The organism is Agromyces indicus, from assembly GCF_031432295.1.
GTDB lineage: Bacteria > Actinomycetota > Actinomycetes > Actinomycetales > Microbacteriaceae > Agromyces > Agromyces indicus.
The window spans coordinates 1,142,279-1,155,760 of record NZ_JAVKGS010000001.1 but is presented as its reverse complement, the minus strand read 5'-3'; the positions used below and the strand labels follow the sequence as shown (position 1 = coordinate 1,155,760).

Annotated in this window: 15 protein-coding genes; 5 read left to right on the top strand and 10 right to left on the bottom strand. The window is 71.4% G+C overall.

The features are described 5' to 3' along the window. Positions 1–10 precede the first annotated feature (10 nt). Genes RH861_RS05555 through RH861_RS05545 form a run of 3 tightly spaced genes read right to left on the bottom strand, consistent with a single transcriptional unit; the run spans position 11 to position 3,301 of the window. Positions 11–1,093, bottom strand: a complete 1,083-nt coding sequence (locus RH861_RS05555) for a zinc-dependent alcohol dehydrogenase (protein WP_310520138.1) — start codon at positions 1,091–1,093, stop codon at positions 11–13. 11 nt (positions 1,094–1,104) lie between these two features. Continuing rightward, a complete protein-coding gene (locus tag RH861_RS05550; RefSeq protein WP_310520137.1) occupies positions 1,105–2,487 on the bottom strand; it encodes a M24 family metallopeptidase in 1,383 nt (460 codons plus the stop codon). A gap of 34 nt (positions 2,488–2,521) precedes the next feature. After that, positions 2,522–3,301, bottom strand: a complete 780-nt coding sequence (locus tag RH861_RS05545; RefSeq protein ID WP_310520136.1) for an SDR family NAD(P)-dependent oxidoreductase — start codon at positions 3,299–3,301, stop codon at positions 2,522–2,524. Positions 3,302–3,610: 309 nt separating this feature from the next. Here RH861_RS05545 and RH861_RS05540 point away from each other — a divergent pair, with 309 nt between their 5' ends. Next, positions 3,611–4,060, top strand: a complete 450-nt coding sequence (locus tag RH861_RS05540; RefSeq protein ID WP_310520135.1) for a VOC family protein — start codon at positions 3,611–3,613, stop codon at positions 4,058–4,060. Positions 4,061–4,112: 52 nt separating this feature from the next. Here RH861_RS05540 and RH861_RS05535 read toward each other — a convergent pair whose 3' ends face one another. From RH861_RS05535 to RH861_RS05520, 4 genes are all read right to left on the bottom strand, one after another. Further along, positions 4,113–5,558, bottom strand: a complete 1,446-nt coding sequence (locus RH861_RS05535; RefSeq protein ID WP_310520134.1) for an amidohydrolase family protein — start codon at positions 5,556–5,558, stop codon at positions 4,113–4,115. 40 nt (positions 5,559–5,598) lie between these two features. Further along, a complete protein-coding gene (locus tag RH861_RS05530) occupies positions 5,599–6,306 on the bottom strand; it encodes an SDR family NAD(P)-dependent oxidoreductase (protein ID WP_310520133.1) in 708 nt (235 codons plus the stop codon). Continuing rightward, positions 6,303–7,199 (bottom strand): cupin domain-containing protein, encoded by an 897-nt coding sequence (locus RH861_RS05525; protein ID WP_310520132.1) that lies wholly within the window; start codon positions 7,197–7,199, stop codon positions 6,303–6,305. Before RH861_RS05525 ends, RH861_RS05530 begins: the two co-directional genes overlap by 4 nt. A 164-nt stretch (positions 7,200–7,363) precedes the next feature. Continuing rightward, entirely contained in the window at positions 7,364–7,723 is a 360-nt protein-coding gene (locus RH861_RS05520) for a rhodanese-like domain-containing protein (RefSeq protein WP_310520131.1), read from the bottom strand. A gap of 44 nt (positions 7,724–7,767) precedes the next feature. Here RH861_RS05520 and trxA point away from each other — a divergent pair, with 44 nt between their 5' ends. From trxA to RH861_RS05500, 4 genes are read left to right on the top strand one after another with little or no spacing between them, the layout of a single operon-like run. Next, complete coding sequence (trxA, locus tag RH861_RS05515; RefSeq protein ID WP_310520130.1) at positions 7,768–8,148, top strand: thioredoxin; 381 nt, start codon at positions 7,768–7,770, stop codon at positions 8,146–8,148. Positions 8,149–8,186: 38 nt separating this feature from the next. Continuing rightward, complete coding sequence (locus RH861_RS05510) at positions 8,187–8,423, top strand: YgaP family membrane protein (RefSeq protein ID WP_310520129.1); 237 nt, start codon at positions 8,187–8,189, stop codon at positions 8,421–8,423. Between the two features lie 21 nt (positions 8,424–8,444). Next, positions 8,445–9,314 carry an endonuclease/exonuclease/phosphatase family protein gene (locus RH861_RS05505; protein WP_310520128.1) on the top strand — a complete coding sequence of 290 codons (870 nt, stop codon included), beginning with the start codon at positions 8,445–8,447 and terminating at the stop codon, positions 9,312–9,314. Beyond that, positions 9,314–9,970 carry a DUF2238 domain-containing protein gene (locus tag RH861_RS05500; RefSeq protein WP_310520127.1) on the top strand — a complete coding sequence of 219 codons (657 nt, stop codon included), beginning with the start codon at positions 9,314–9,316 and terminating at the stop codon, positions 9,968–9,970. The genes RH861_RS05505 and RH861_RS05500 overlap by 1 nt, the downstream gene beginning before the upstream one ends. Here RH861_RS05500 and menC read toward each other — a convergent pair. From menC to RH861_RS05485, 3 genes are all read right to left on the bottom strand, one after another. Then, the gene (gene menC, locus RH861_RS05495; protein WP_310520126.1) at positions 9,957–11,249 is read right to left on the bottom strand and encodes an o-succinylbenzoate synthase; all 1,293 of its coding nucleotides are present in this window, start codon (positions 11,247–11,249) and stop codon (positions 9,957–9,959) included. The two genes, RH861_RS05500 and menC, sit on opposite strands and share 14 nt — an antisense overlap. 49 nt (positions 11,250–11,298) lie before the next feature. After that, on the bottom strand, positions 11,299–12,462 hold the full coding sequence (locus RH861_RS05490) for a class I SAM-dependent methyltransferase (protein WP_310520125.1): 1,164 nt from the start codon (positions 12,460–12,462) through the stop codon (positions 11,299–11,301). 177 nt (positions 12,463–12,639) lie between these two features. Beyond that, positions 12,640–13,461, bottom strand: coding sequence for a hypothetical protein (locus tag RH861_RS05485; RefSeq protein WP_310520124.1), 822 nt, complete (start codon positions 13,459–13,461; stop codon positions 12,640–12,642). Positions 13,462–13,482 lie beyond the last annotated feature (21 nt).

Below are 13,482 nucleotides of genomic sequence, written 5' to 3'. Positions count from 1 at the left end.
GGCGCGGCGGTCAGGAGGATCGGGTCGGATCGAAGAGGACCTTGCCGCGGATCTCGCCGCGGGCGAGCCGCTCGATCTGGTGCGGGGCATCGGGCAACGGGAACACGGCCTCGACGAGTTCGTCGCCGAGGTCGGTGGAGGCGAGGATCTCGAGTGCGGGCGCGAGGTCCTCGCCGCAGATGTGCGCGACCGTCGTGGCGATCGTCACCTCGTTCATGACGAGTCGGTGCACGTCGAGGTCCTGGTGCGCCGACGGCAGGCCGACGCCGAGGATCGTGCCGCCCTGGCGGACCAGGTCGAGCGCGACCGACAGCTGACCCGGAGCGCCGGTCGCCTCGATGACGACATCCGCCCCGCCCGGCCCGACCACCGACCGCAGCGTCGCGACGAGGTCATCGTCGACCGGCACGGTCCGCGTGGCACCGAGCCGCTTCGCGCGTTCGAGCCGCTCGCCGGCGAAGTCGACGACCGTGATGTCCGCGTCGACGAGCGAGACGAGCCCCGCGAGGATGAAGGTTCCGATCGCCCCCGCACCGAACAGGATCACGCGATCGCCGTCCCGGGCGCCGGCGCGGCGGGCGGCGTGCAGGCCCACGGCGAGCGGCTGCGCGACCCCGGCGTCGTCGAGCGAACAGCCCTCCGGGATCCGCACGAGCGTCGACGTTTCGACCGCCACGTACTCCGCGAGTCCCCCGTCGGCGTTGAGGCCGTGCGTGACGTAGCGGGTGCAGAGGTTGGTGCGTCCCTCGCGGCAGCGGTCGCATTCGCCGCACCAGACGCCGGCGCCGGATGCCACGTGGGCGCCCACGTCGAGCCCGTCCACGGGCCCGCCGGGCAGGTCGACGATCTCGCCGACGAACTCGTGCCCGATGACCAGCGGACCGGTGTGGCCGCTGTTGGGGTGCACCCGGTCGATCGGGAAGATGATCGGGCCGGACTTCCACTCGGTGGCATCCGTACCGCAGATGCCGCTGCGCAGCACCCTGACGAGCGCCTGGCCCTCGGTCGCGATCGGGATCGGCCGCCGCTCGACGCGGACGTCGCCGCGACCGTGGTACACGACGGCGTCCATGCTGCCGATCGGCGTGGTCATCTCGCCGCCCTTCACGCCCCGGGCCGTCCCCACTCGGTGTTGAGGTGCGACTGCGAGTCACGCGTGAGGTCGAGCGGACCACCGACCGCGTAGTACCGCTGGCCGGCGACGAGCAGCTCCTCGGCGGGGAACTTCGTGATGACCTCGCAGCCGTCGGCGGTGACGACGACCTCCTCCTCGATGCGCGCGGCCCCCCAGCCGTCGGCCGACGGCCAGTACGTCTCGAGCGCGAACACCATGCCCTCCTCGATCACCTCCGGGTGGTCGAACGAGACCAGGCGCGAGAAGATCGGCTTCTCCCAGATCGACAGGCCGACGCCGTGCCCGTACTGCAGCGCGAAGGCGGCCTCCTCGTCCGGGAAGCCGAACTCCTCGGCCCTCGGCCAGACCGACACGATGTCGGCGGTCGTCGCCCCCGGCCGCACGAGCGCGATGGCCCGGTCCATGTACTCCCGCGCACGCGTGTACGCGTCCTTCTGGGCGGAGCTCGCGGAGCCGACCGCGAACGTGCGGTAGTAGCAGGTGCGGTAGCCGTTGAAGCTGTGCAGGATGTCGAAGAACGCCGGGTCGCCGGGCCGGATGAGGCGGTCGGAGAACACGTGCGGGTGCGGCGAGCAGCGTTCGCCCGAGATGGCGTTGACGCCCTCGACGTACTCGGACCCGAGGTCGTACAGCGTCTTCGCCACGAGGCCGACCGCCTCGTTCTCGCGCACGCCCGGCCGGAGGAAGCGGTACAGGTCCTCGTAGGCGGCATCCACCATGGAGGCGGCCTGCGTGAGCAGCCGGATCTCGTCGCCGGTCTTGATCCGGCGGGCCTCCATGAACACCTGCTGGCCGTCGACGACCTCGATGCCCTCCTTCTGCAGGGCGAAGAGGATCGGCAGCTCGATGACGTCCACCCCCAGCGGTTGGTCGGCCAGGCCGAACTTCTCGAGCTCGCGCTTGATCTTCCTCGCGACGCCCTCGGCGATCTCGGCGTCCGGCGGGAACGCCCCGCGGAGCGTGGAGATGCCCGCGCGGGCGCCGCTCTCCAGACGTGGCCGCTTGGCGCCCTCGTGCGGCGCGTTCGGATCGGCGTCCATCTCCGCGGTCGTCACGTCGAGCCACGGGTTGTACAGCTTGTGGTGCTTCGCGGCCGACCCGAAGTCCCACGAGATGGGGTCGGTGTTCCGCGTCAGCAGGCTGAACCGGATCAGCTTGTCCATCGCCCACGTGCCGATGTGGGTCGCCGTCATGTACCGGATGTTCGAGAAGTCGAAGGCGAGGAGCGCGCCGAGGTCGGACCGTTCCAGTTCGGCCTTCAGACGCGCCAGCCGGTCGTCGCGCAACCGGTCGAAGTCGACCCGCGCCTCCCAGTCGACCGCGTTGGTTCCCGTCGTGCCCGTGCTCTTCATGTTGATCGCTCTCTCGGTGTAGGGCCGGTCCTCGTCAGACGAGGATCATGCCGCCTTCGATGGGGATGATCTGGCCCGTGATGTAGTCGGAGTCGGCCGACGCGAGGAAGACGCCGGTCGGCACGATGTCGACCGGGTCGGCGGGGCGGCCGAGCAGGATGCTGCTCGACATCGAGTCGAAGCCGTTCTGGCCCTCGCCGATCTCCTCGAGTTCCTTGTCGAGCTTGGTCCAGAGCGGCGTCGCGACGACGCCCGGAGCGAATCCGTTCACGGTGATGCCGTGCTCGGCGAGCGCGCGTGCGCCCGCCTGCGTCAGCGAGATGACGGCGGCCTTCGCGGCGCTGTACGGGGCGAAGCTCGAGAAGCCCTGTCGCCCCGCGATGGAGGCGGTGTTCACGACCTTCCCACCGCCGCCCTGGGCGATGAACTGCTTGGCGGCCTCCTGCGTGCCGATGAGGACGCCGAGCGCATTCACGCGCATGACGAGTTCGAAGTTCGCCTCGGTCACGTCGAGGAACTTCATGGGCGAGTTCATTCCGGCGTTGTTGAAGTAGGCGTCGAGCCGACCGAAGCGCTCGACGGCGCGCTCGATGCCGGCGCGGACCGCCGACCGGTCGGCGACGTCGACGCGCACGGCGAGCGCGCTCCCGCCCGAGTCCTCGATGCGGCCGGCGAGCTGCTCGGCGGCCGCGAGGTCGAGGTCGGCGATGACGACGTTCGCACCTTCGTCGGCGAACCCACCGGCGAGCGCCGCACCGATACCCGATGCCCCGCCGGTGACGACGATCGTGCGACCCTCCAGTCGACCCGTCATGTGGATGCTCCTTCGCTTCCGAGTCCCGGTCCGCCGGGAGCGGCCTCCGTGCCGCCTGTTCACTATAACTGAACTTACTGCCCACCGATCGGTGAATCAAGTGAACGGCTCGTCCACGTTCGGACGCTCGCCTCGACCCCCCCATCGCGCCGAGCTGGCGCAGCTCGGCGCGAAATTCCGGAGGACGCAGGCTGGCGGATGACACCCTCGGCCCTTGCCAAGGGCGCCATCCGTGGTGTTGAGTCTGAATGGAAACCGTTCAGTGCTACCGAGCGCTGGCTGCGAACCGAACGACACGAAGGAGTGGAGATGACGTTCACCATCGACGGCGTGCATCACGTCGGAATCACGGTCCGCGACATGCGGCGATCGTTCGACTGGTACTCGCGGATGTTCGGGTTCCAGCCGGGACCCGTCAACCACGGTGCCGGGCCGGAGCTCGAGCGGGGCGTCCAGGTCGAGGGCGCCGAGCTGTCGTTCGCGATGATCCGCGTGGGCAACGTCAACATCGAGTTCCTCGAGTACCACCGGCCCGAGGGGAAGGACTGGGACCGCGCGAACGGCGACGTGGGTTCGGCTCATATCTGCTTCGTGGTCGACGACATGCAGCGCGCCTACGAGGAGCTCATCGAGCGCGGCGCCGTCTTCAACGGGCCGCCGACCACGATCACCGACGGCGACCTGGCCGGGTCGCAGTGGGCGTACCTCCGCGACCCCGACGGGATCCAGCTCGAGATCTGGCAGTACCCCAAGGAGTGACGAGGCAGAGCTCCCGGGCGCGGGGGAACCGGCGCGCCCGGGAGCCGGCCGGTCAGTCGTCTTCCTTGTACTGGTACGGGTTGGCGATGGGCTCGTCCTCGGGGATCTGCGGGTGCATCCACTCGTCCCACGCCTGCTCGCCGAGGCTGCTGCGCACGTACTCGACGGATGCCGCGACCTTGTCGCGCACGGGCGCGAGCGGCAAATCGATCCGCTTGCCGTCGTACTTCACCACCCTGCCGTTGACGACCACGGTGTGCACGTCGGCGGTGCCCGCCTGGAACACGACGTGGGCGTACGGGTTCAGGATCGGCGTCATCGCGGGCGACTCGTCGTTCTTGATGAGCACGACGTCGGCCTTCTTGCCCACGGTGAGCGATCCCAGCTTGTCGGTCATGCCGAGCGTGGTCGCCCCGCCCATCGTGGCCTGCCAGACCACGTCCTCGGCGCGGAGCCGGTTGACGTTGACCGTCTCGCCCTTCGACTGCATCTCGAGGTGGTCGCGCGAGCGGAACGCGCTGAGCGTCGCGCGCATCGCCGAGAAGAAGTCCGCGCTCCACCACACGCTCGTGTCCATCGAGAGCGACGTCGGGATCCCGTACTTGCGGACCGCCCACGTCGACGGGTAGCCCTGGCCCGCGCTCTGCTCGCTCTCGGTGGCCACCGAGACCGTGCCGCCGGTGGCCGCGATCTTCTGGTAGCTCTCGGGGCCGAGCGATGCCGCGTGCACGTAGGTGACCTTGTCGGTCATCCACCCGCCGTCGTACATGTGGGAGATGCTCTGGTCGGTGGTGGCGCCCCACACGCCCGCATGCGTCGTGACCCGGAGGTCGAGGTCGCGGGCCGCCTGGAACGCGGCCTGCTCGGGGAAGTCCTCGCTGGCCGGGACGTCGAACGCCAGTTGCAGGCCCAGCATGTCGTCGGGCGCGTTGAAGTTGTCGGAGACGAACTTCCGGAACTCGGGACTGTTCGCCCATTCCCACGGCGCCCCGAGGTAGTTGCCGTAGGCGAGCACGAACCGGCCGGGGATCTCGCGGAACGCCTGCAGTGCCGCCTCGCCGTATTCGGGCGTGCGGAGCGCGTGCGACCAGTCGAGGGTCGTCGTCACGCCCTGGTCGATCGACTCGAGCGCGCTGAGGAGGTTCCCCGCGTAGATGTCCTCGGGCCGGAAGACCTCGCCCCACGTCAGGTAGTAGAAGACGAAGTACTGGCTGAGCGCCCAGTCGCCGCCGTACCCGCGGAGCGCGGTCTGCCACATGTGGCGGTGCGTGTCGATCATGCCCGGCATGACGATGCCGCCCGTCGCGTCGATCTCGAGGGTGCCCTCGGGCACCTCGAGCCGAGGTCCGACGCCGGCGATGGTCTCGCCCTCGATGAGCACGTCGGCGTTCTCGAGCACGCCCTGGGAGTCGACGGTGATCACCGTCGCGTTGCGGAAGACGACGGGACGACCGGAGGCGAACTCCTCCGGGCGTGGCCGTGCTGCGGCGTCGGTCATTGGTTCCTCCTCGTTGAGTGTTCCGGCCTGGCCCGGCCGGTCAGGTGATGCGCCAGCCGCGGTCGACGCACAGGTTGATGCCCGAGACCCCGCGGTTCTCGAGCAGGAACATCGTGGCGCCCACGATGTCGGCCATGGTGGCGAGGGCGCCGCCCGGCGTGCGCGACTCGTACCCGGCGAGCACGCCCTCGGGTTTGCCCGCCCAGAAGGGGCTGTCGCCCACGATCCCCGGGTGCAGTCCGTTCACCCGCATCGGCGCGAGCTCGAGCGCCAGGCTGTGCACCAGGCCCTCGACGCCGCCGTTGATCGTCGACACGGTGGTCGAGCCCGGGTACGGCGCGTCCTTGGCCCGCCCGCCGAACAGGACGATGCCCGTGTCGTTCGATTCCTCGAGGCGTCCGAGCAGCGCGTGCACCGTCTCGGTGTAGCCGACGAGCTTGAGGGTGACGAGCCGCTTGGCGCGAGCGATGTCGTAGTCGCGGACGGTGTTGGCGTCCCGCTCGATCGCGGCGAGCACCAGGCCGTGCACGGCACCGATGCCGGCCAGGCTCGCCGCGATGGTCTCGGGCTCGGAGATGTCGACGGCGACGCCGGTGGCTCCCTCACCCACGGATGCGGCGACCTCGCGGGTGCGCTCGGGGTCCCGCCCGGTCAGGACCACCCGGTCCCCCCGACGCACCACCTCCTTCGCGATCTCGAGGCCGATGCCGGAGGTGCCCCCGACGACCACCACGGTGCGTTCGCTCACGACTCCTCCTCCAGGCGCTCGGCGAGGTAGTCCCAGTCCCGAACGAACCGGTAGGCATGCCGTGCCGGCATCTGGGGCGACTGCGTCTCGAGCCAGCGCACCGGCGCACCGGTCGCTTGGAACGAGTGGATGCACCCGGCCCCTGCCCAGGCGATGTCGCCCGGGCCGAGCCTGACCGCCTGGCCGTCGAATGTCGCGTCCACCTCACCCTCGAGGATCAGGTAGGCCTCTTCCAGCGGATGGTCGTGCGGTCCCGCTCGCCCGTCCGGTTCGTACTGCACCATGAACATGGTCGACAGGGTGGAGCCGAGGTCGGAGTCGACCATCATCTTGAGCGAGATGCCGCTGTACACCAGCAGGGCCGTGCGCATGCTCGCCGACTGGGCGAGGAGCTCCTGGGACTGCCTGCCCGGGTCCATCTGCTCGGTCGTGATCCCGCCGAACGAACGCGTTCGCGGGTCGCGCGGGTCGACCCGGATCGGCTCCCGGGCCGGCAGGGCCGGGACCCGGTAGGTGTCCGAACCGTAGCGCTTCCGGGGCGGCGGCGCGAAGATGTCGGCCCATACGGCTTCCGCATCGCCGGAGGCGTGCCACTCGTGCGGCACGCCGACGGGGATGACGCCGTAGTCGCCCGCGACCAGCCGGACGGTGGCCTCCGGCGTCGCGAGGATCACCTCGCCCTCGAGCACGTGGAACGACTCCTCGAACGAGTGGACGTGCGCGGGCACCGACCCGCCCGGGGCGAGGCGGGAGATGCCGAAGTCGGTGTGCGCCGACCCGTCGTCGTACCCGACCGCGCACCAGCGCGTGAGGCCCTCCGACCCGGGCGCGAGTCCCTCGGGGACCTCGTACTCAGCGGAATCGGATCGACGGACGAGATGGCGAACGCTCATGTGTGCCTCCGGCTGCTGAACATCTACGTTCAGTTACGGTGAACATTCCATCCGGATGCATAGAGCTTGTCAAGGGCCCTTGGGCACTTCACAGCCGCGTGTCCCGCCGACGTGCACGGACGGCGCAGATCCGCCGGTTCACTGGCGACGGATGGCGACCAGCCTCACTGCACGATCGGCAGCCCCGTGGCATCCGCCGCCTGCTGCACGGACCCGGCGTCGGTGACGTCGAGCCCGGCCTCCTCCATCAGCTGCATCGCCTGGGCCGACCGGTTGCCGGACTTGCAGTACACGACGTACTCGTCGTCGGCATCGAGCGCGGGGATCTCGGCAGCGAGCTCGCCGGAGGCGAGGTCGAGGTTCACGGCACCGTCGAGGTGGCCGGCGGCGTACTCCCCGGCGGTGCGCACGTCGATGACGACGGTGTCGGAGGTGAGCTCGATCGGGTCGGCGGAGGCGCACCCGGTCAGGGCCAGCGCCGTGGCGCCGACGAGGGCGACGAGGGTGGAGCGGAGTCGTGACATGCGGACGATAATACCCCAGGGGTATCGTCTGCTAGAATCGAGGCATGGCTTCCGTGAACATCACCCACGACACCATCGAGTCCACGATCAAGGACAACGACATCGTGCTCCTCGACTTCTGGGCCGAATGGTGCGGCCCCTGCCGCATGTTCGGCCCCATCTTCGAGCGCGCCTCGGAGCAGCACGCCGACGTCGTCTTCGGCAAGGTCGACACCGAGGCCGAGCAGGCCCTCGCCGCCGGATTCCGGATCACCTCCATCCCGACGCTCGTCGTCTTCCGCGAGGGCATCATCGTCTTCGCGCAGCCGGGCGCCCTGAACGGGGCGCAGCTCGAGCAGGTGATCGAGGCGACCAAGTCCCTCGACATGGAGGACGTGCGCCGGCAGATCGCCGAGCAGCAGGCCGCCCAGGCCCAGCAGGCGTGAGCCTGCTCGGTCGTTCGGCGGGTGCGCGTTCCTGCGCCGTGGGCCGTGGCGAACGCGGCATCCGCGCCGTCATCGCCGTGTTCCTCGCGGCCTTCGCGCTGAACACCCTCGACAACCCCTGGTGCGCGATCCCGGCGGGCGTGTGCTCGGGCTTCCTCATGATCGGCGCCGTCACCGGATGGTGCCCCACCGACCTCTTCACCCGTGCACCCGCGGCGACCGAGCCGAACCTGCTCGGCTACCCCGAGGCGCGCCAGCCGCAGCTCCTCCCCTGATCCGCGGCGTACGCTGGGCGCATGACGGATTCCGCCACGATCGGACCGGTGACGGCGCCGAACGTGCACGTCATGTCGTTCAACATCCGACGACGCATCCCGTCCGCCCGCCGCGGCAGCCCCGACCGCTGGTCCGCGCGCCGACCGCTCGTGAAGCGCCTGCTCGCAGCGGAGCAACCGACCATCGTGGGCGTGCAGGAGGCCCTCGCCGACCAGGTGCACGTCATCGCCGAGGGCCTCGGCCCCGCGTACCGATGGGTGGGCATGGGCCGCGACCCCTCCGGGCGCGGCGAGCGCTGCCCGATCTTCTACGACGCCGACCGCCTCCACCTGACGGCGTGGCGCCAGCGCGCGCTCTCCGCGACGCCCGACCTGCTCGGTTCGCGCACGCGGTCGTGGGGCAACGTCACGCGGCGCATCCTGGTCTCCGCCGCGTTCGCCGACCGGGCGACGGGCGCGCGCATCATCGCGTTCAACACGCACCTCGACCACCTCTCGTGGCGCTCCCGCCTGCACTCGGCGCGCCTCATCCTCGAGCTCGCCGCGGCCTCGCACGCCGCCGACCCGGACGCGGCGATCGTCGTGACGGGCGACTTCAACGCCAACGAGCGCTCCGCGGTGTACCGCGCGCTCACCGCCGACGGGATGCTCCGCGACACGTGGGAAGCGGCCGCCGAGCAGCTCACCCCGCAGTGGGGCACCTATCACGGCTATCGTCGACTCCGGCGGGGCGGCCCGCGCATCGACTACGTCTTCGCCGGGCCCGGCGTCGAGGTCGAGAGCGTGGCCGTCAACGCCGCACGCTTCGACGGACGCGCGGCATCCGACCACGAACCGGTGCAGGCCGTCATCCGACCGCCCGCGCCCGACGACCAGCACGAGGAGGCCTGATGCGGGAGCTCTGGGAGGGCATTCGCCGTCGCGCGCACGGACCCGGCGAGGTGACCGCCGACCTGATCCGGCTCGCGGGCGCGATCTGCATCCCGATCGCCGCGATCGGGTGGGGGCCGCTCGGCGGGGTCAGCCTGGCGTTCGCGACGGGCGGCATGGTCATCCCGCGGGCGCTTCGCGTGCGACCCGCCCTCGACATCGCGTTCGGCATCGTCACCCTCATCGCGGTGTGGAGCAGCGTCACCGACCTCTACGTGACGGTGAAGTGGTGGGACCTCCCGGTGCACGCCGTGCTCAACGGGCTCGTCGCCGCGATCGGCTACCTCGTGCTCGTGCACTTCCGCATCGTGGCGGATGCCGCGACGCTGCCGCGTCCGAGGCTCTCGACGACGGTCGTCACCACCGCGCTCGGCTTCACGTTCGGCGTGTTCTGGGAGATGTTCGAGTGGTTCGGCAAGAACTTCATCGACGACGCGATCTACGTCGGCTACACCGACTCGATCGGCGACCTGCTGTGGGGCGGCATCGGCTCGCTCGTCGCGGGGCTCGCGATGCCGTGGCTCGCGGCCCGTCCGGGCGAGCGGGCGACGGATGCCGCCGCGGAGCCCGGAGCCGGGGCCGGCTCGCGCACCGGGCGCGACCTCAATCGCGGCTGACCGTCACCGGCGGCCGCGCCGCCCAGTCGCGCACGAGCTCCTCCCGCACCGTGACGCCCGTGCCCGCGGCATCCGGCACCCGGAGCTGGCCGCGGTGCTCGCCGTCGCCGAGCACGAACGGCTCGGTCAGGTCCTCGGCGAAGTATCGCCCCGAGGCCGAGGTGTCGCCCGGCAGCGTGAAGCCCGGCAGCGCGGCGAGCGCGACGTTCGCCGCGCGTCCGACGCCGGTCTCGAGCATGCCGCCGCACCACACGGGCACCTCGCGCGCCCGGCACGCCTCGTGCACGCGCAGCGCCTCGAGGTAGCCGCCCATGCGGCCGGGCTTGATGTTCACGATCTGCGTCGCCCCCCGTTCGATCGCGTCGACCGCGGTCGTGACATCGAGGACCGACTCGTCGAGGCACACCGGCGTCTCGCTCGCCTCGGCCAGCCGCACGTGCGTGGCGAGGTCCTCCTCGGCGAAGGGCTGCTCGATGAGCAGCAGGTCGAACGGGTCGAGGCTCGCGAGCAGCGGGATGTCGTCGGCGGTGTACGCCGTGTTCGCGTCGACCTGCAGCATCGCGTCGCGGCCGATGAGCTCGCGCACCGCCGCGACCGGCACGAGGTCCCAGCCCGGCTTGATCTTCAGCTTGATGCGCCGGTAGCCCTCCTCGAGGTAGCCGGTCACCTCGTCGAGCAGTTCCTCGATCGTCGGGGCGATGCCCACCGAGACGCCGCACTCGACCCACTCGCGCGCGGCGCCGAAGCACTCCCCCATCGATCGCCCCTGCGCGCGCAGCTCGGCATCGAGCACGGCCGCCTCGAGCGCGCCCTTGGCCATGCGGTGACCTGCGACGAACGCGAGGGCGGGGGCGACGGATGCCGCGAGCGGCACGCTCGCGATCGACGCCGCCGCGCGCCCCGCCGTGGCATCCGCTGCCGGATCGTCGACGTGCTGCTCGCGGTCGTCGACCCAGATGCCCGCCGAGTGGGCCGGATCCTCGATGAGCACGCCGGACACGCGCCCGTCGTCCACGACGCGGGGTCGCGGCGCGCGAAGCAGCGCCGGCGCCAGGTACCGCTCGATGACGGATGCCGCCCCGTCGACGTACTCGCCCGAGTAGAACGGGTCGCGGCCGGCCACGCACTCGCCCCAGCCGTCGCCGCGGTCGGTTCGCACGCGCACGAGGAGCACCTCGCGGGCCGTCTCGCGGCCGAACGAGGTCTCGAACGGGCGCACGAGCGGCACCTCGAGCCGGTGCAGCTCGATCGCCTCGATGGTGGGCGCGGACTCGTTCATCGTGGCTCCCCGGGCGTCGTCGGCGCCTCCAGTCTGGCGCAGGCGGCGCTCAGGGGCGCACCAGCTCGTAGAAGCGCCAGAAGCCGAAGCCCTCTTCGAGCACGCGGACGTCGGCGAAGCCGGCCTCCTGCGCGTACCGGCGGAGCGTCGACGGCCGCATGACGGTGCCGGTACCGGCGCTCGGCTGGTGCGCGAGCCCGTCGGGCAGGCAGATGAAGAGGCTGTATCCGTACATGAGGCGATCGAGGTCGTCGGCGTGAGGGGAGAACTGCTCGGCGACCGCCTCGTCCATGATCACGACCACGCCGTCGTCGCCGGCCCCGATCCTCATCGCCGCGAGCACGGCCTGCGGATCGGGCATGTCATGGACGCACTCGAAGGCGACGACGGCGTCGAACGGTCCGTGGTCGGCGAGTTCCGCGGCATCCGCGAGGTGGAATCGCACCCGGTCGGCGACGCCCGCCGCGTCGGCGTGGGCCCGCGCGGCCCCGACCGACGCCGCGTCGACGTCGAACCCGTCGACCGTCGCTTCGGGATGGGCCGTCGCGAGCGCGATCGACGACCAGCCCTCGCCCATCCCGACATCGGCGATGCGCGCGCCGGGACGGCTCAGCCGCTCCTGCACGTGGGCGTGCCGGGCGAACACCTCGGGGACGGCCTCGAGCCACGGCCGGTTCATGTCGCCCTGCGCCTCGCGGGCGTGGACCCCGAGCTGCTCCCAGCTCACGCCGCCGCCCGTCAGATACGCCTGGAGGAGCGACTCCACCTGCACCCCCGCCGCAGCGAGCATGCGGGGAAGCGGTGCCGTGTAGGCCAGGCTCGAACGGTCGACGAGCACCTCGGCCTGCGCGGCGGGCAGCGCGTAGCGCCGCTCGTCCGCCGGTACGTCGGCGGGGCCCGCGACCTCGAGGATGCCGACTGCCGCCTGCTGCTCGAGCCACTCCCTCGCGTATCGCGGCGACGTGCCCGTGCGCTCCGCGAGCTCGGGCGGCGTGAGCGGCTCGGACCCGGCGAGCGCGTCGTACCAACCCAGCTGGGTGCCGAGATGGACCGACATGGTCTCCATCCAGCCGAGTGCCGAGCCGACGAGCCGCTCGGCGAAGTCGTCCGCGCTCGCGCCGCGGCCCGAGTCGGCCCGGCCGGCGGATACGCCCGAGGATGCGGAGGCAGCGGATGCGGGTGCGGCGGATGCGGATGCGGCGGAATCGGACATGACGGCCTCCTCTGGGCGGCACCTCGGATCGCTCCGCATGCTACGCCCCCCGGGCGTCGTCGGCACTCCCAGTCCGGCGCAGGCCGGCACGGACCACCGGGTCGGAACCAGGTTCTCGCCGTGGAACCGGGTTGGGATGCGGTTCCGGGGCCGGAACCTGGTTCCGATCGGAGGCGGTCACGCGGCCCGGTCGGGACCGTCGGCGGTGAAGACGTAGTCGCCGGCGCCGTCGAGCTCGGGACGCAGACGTCCGTCGGCGAGCGCGGCGAACGCCTCGCGCGACGCGTCGCGCAGCGCCGCGGCCGCCCGCGGATCGGCCGCGCGCACCGCCTCGAAGTCGGCGACGAGCGGCAGGCCGCCCGCGGCGCGCCAGTGCGGCTGCGGCATCCGCTCGAGCGCGCGCTCGACCCGCGTCGACGTGAGCCGCCAGCGCACCTCGAACCGGTCGCTGCGGTCGCCGCCGGAGATCGCGTCGCGCAGTTCGCCGTAGAAGTCGGGGTGGTAGGCGATCACCTCGGCGCCGAGGCGCACCAGGTTCATGCGGGCGTTGCGGCGGATGAGCGGATCGTAGGTCCACCGCACCTCGTCGATGCCGTGCTCGAGGCAGAGGGCGCGTTGACGCAGCTTCAGCGCGACGCCGACCCCGCGCCCCCGCGCCCGCGGGTCGACGGCGTTCATGTGCGAGTGCACGTGCAGGCCGCCCGCCCAGCCGAGGAACCCGAGGGCCGCCCCGATCGGCGGGTCCCCGGGTGCAGCGAGCTCGGCCGCGGCATCCGCTCGCCCGGGTTCGGGCACCGCCACGACGACCGTGTTGCCGGCGTGCGCGATCGCCGTGAGCGATGCGAGGTCGACCGTGCGACCCTCGCCCCAGGTCGCGTCGAACCGGGCGAGGGCGCCGGCCAGTTCGTCGGGCTGCGCCTCGCGGGTGCGGATGCCGCCGCGCCGGTCGGCCTCGTCGGCGAGCGCGTGCGCACGGGCGAGGGTCGCGGCATCCGTCATGGCATCGGACCCTACTCGAAC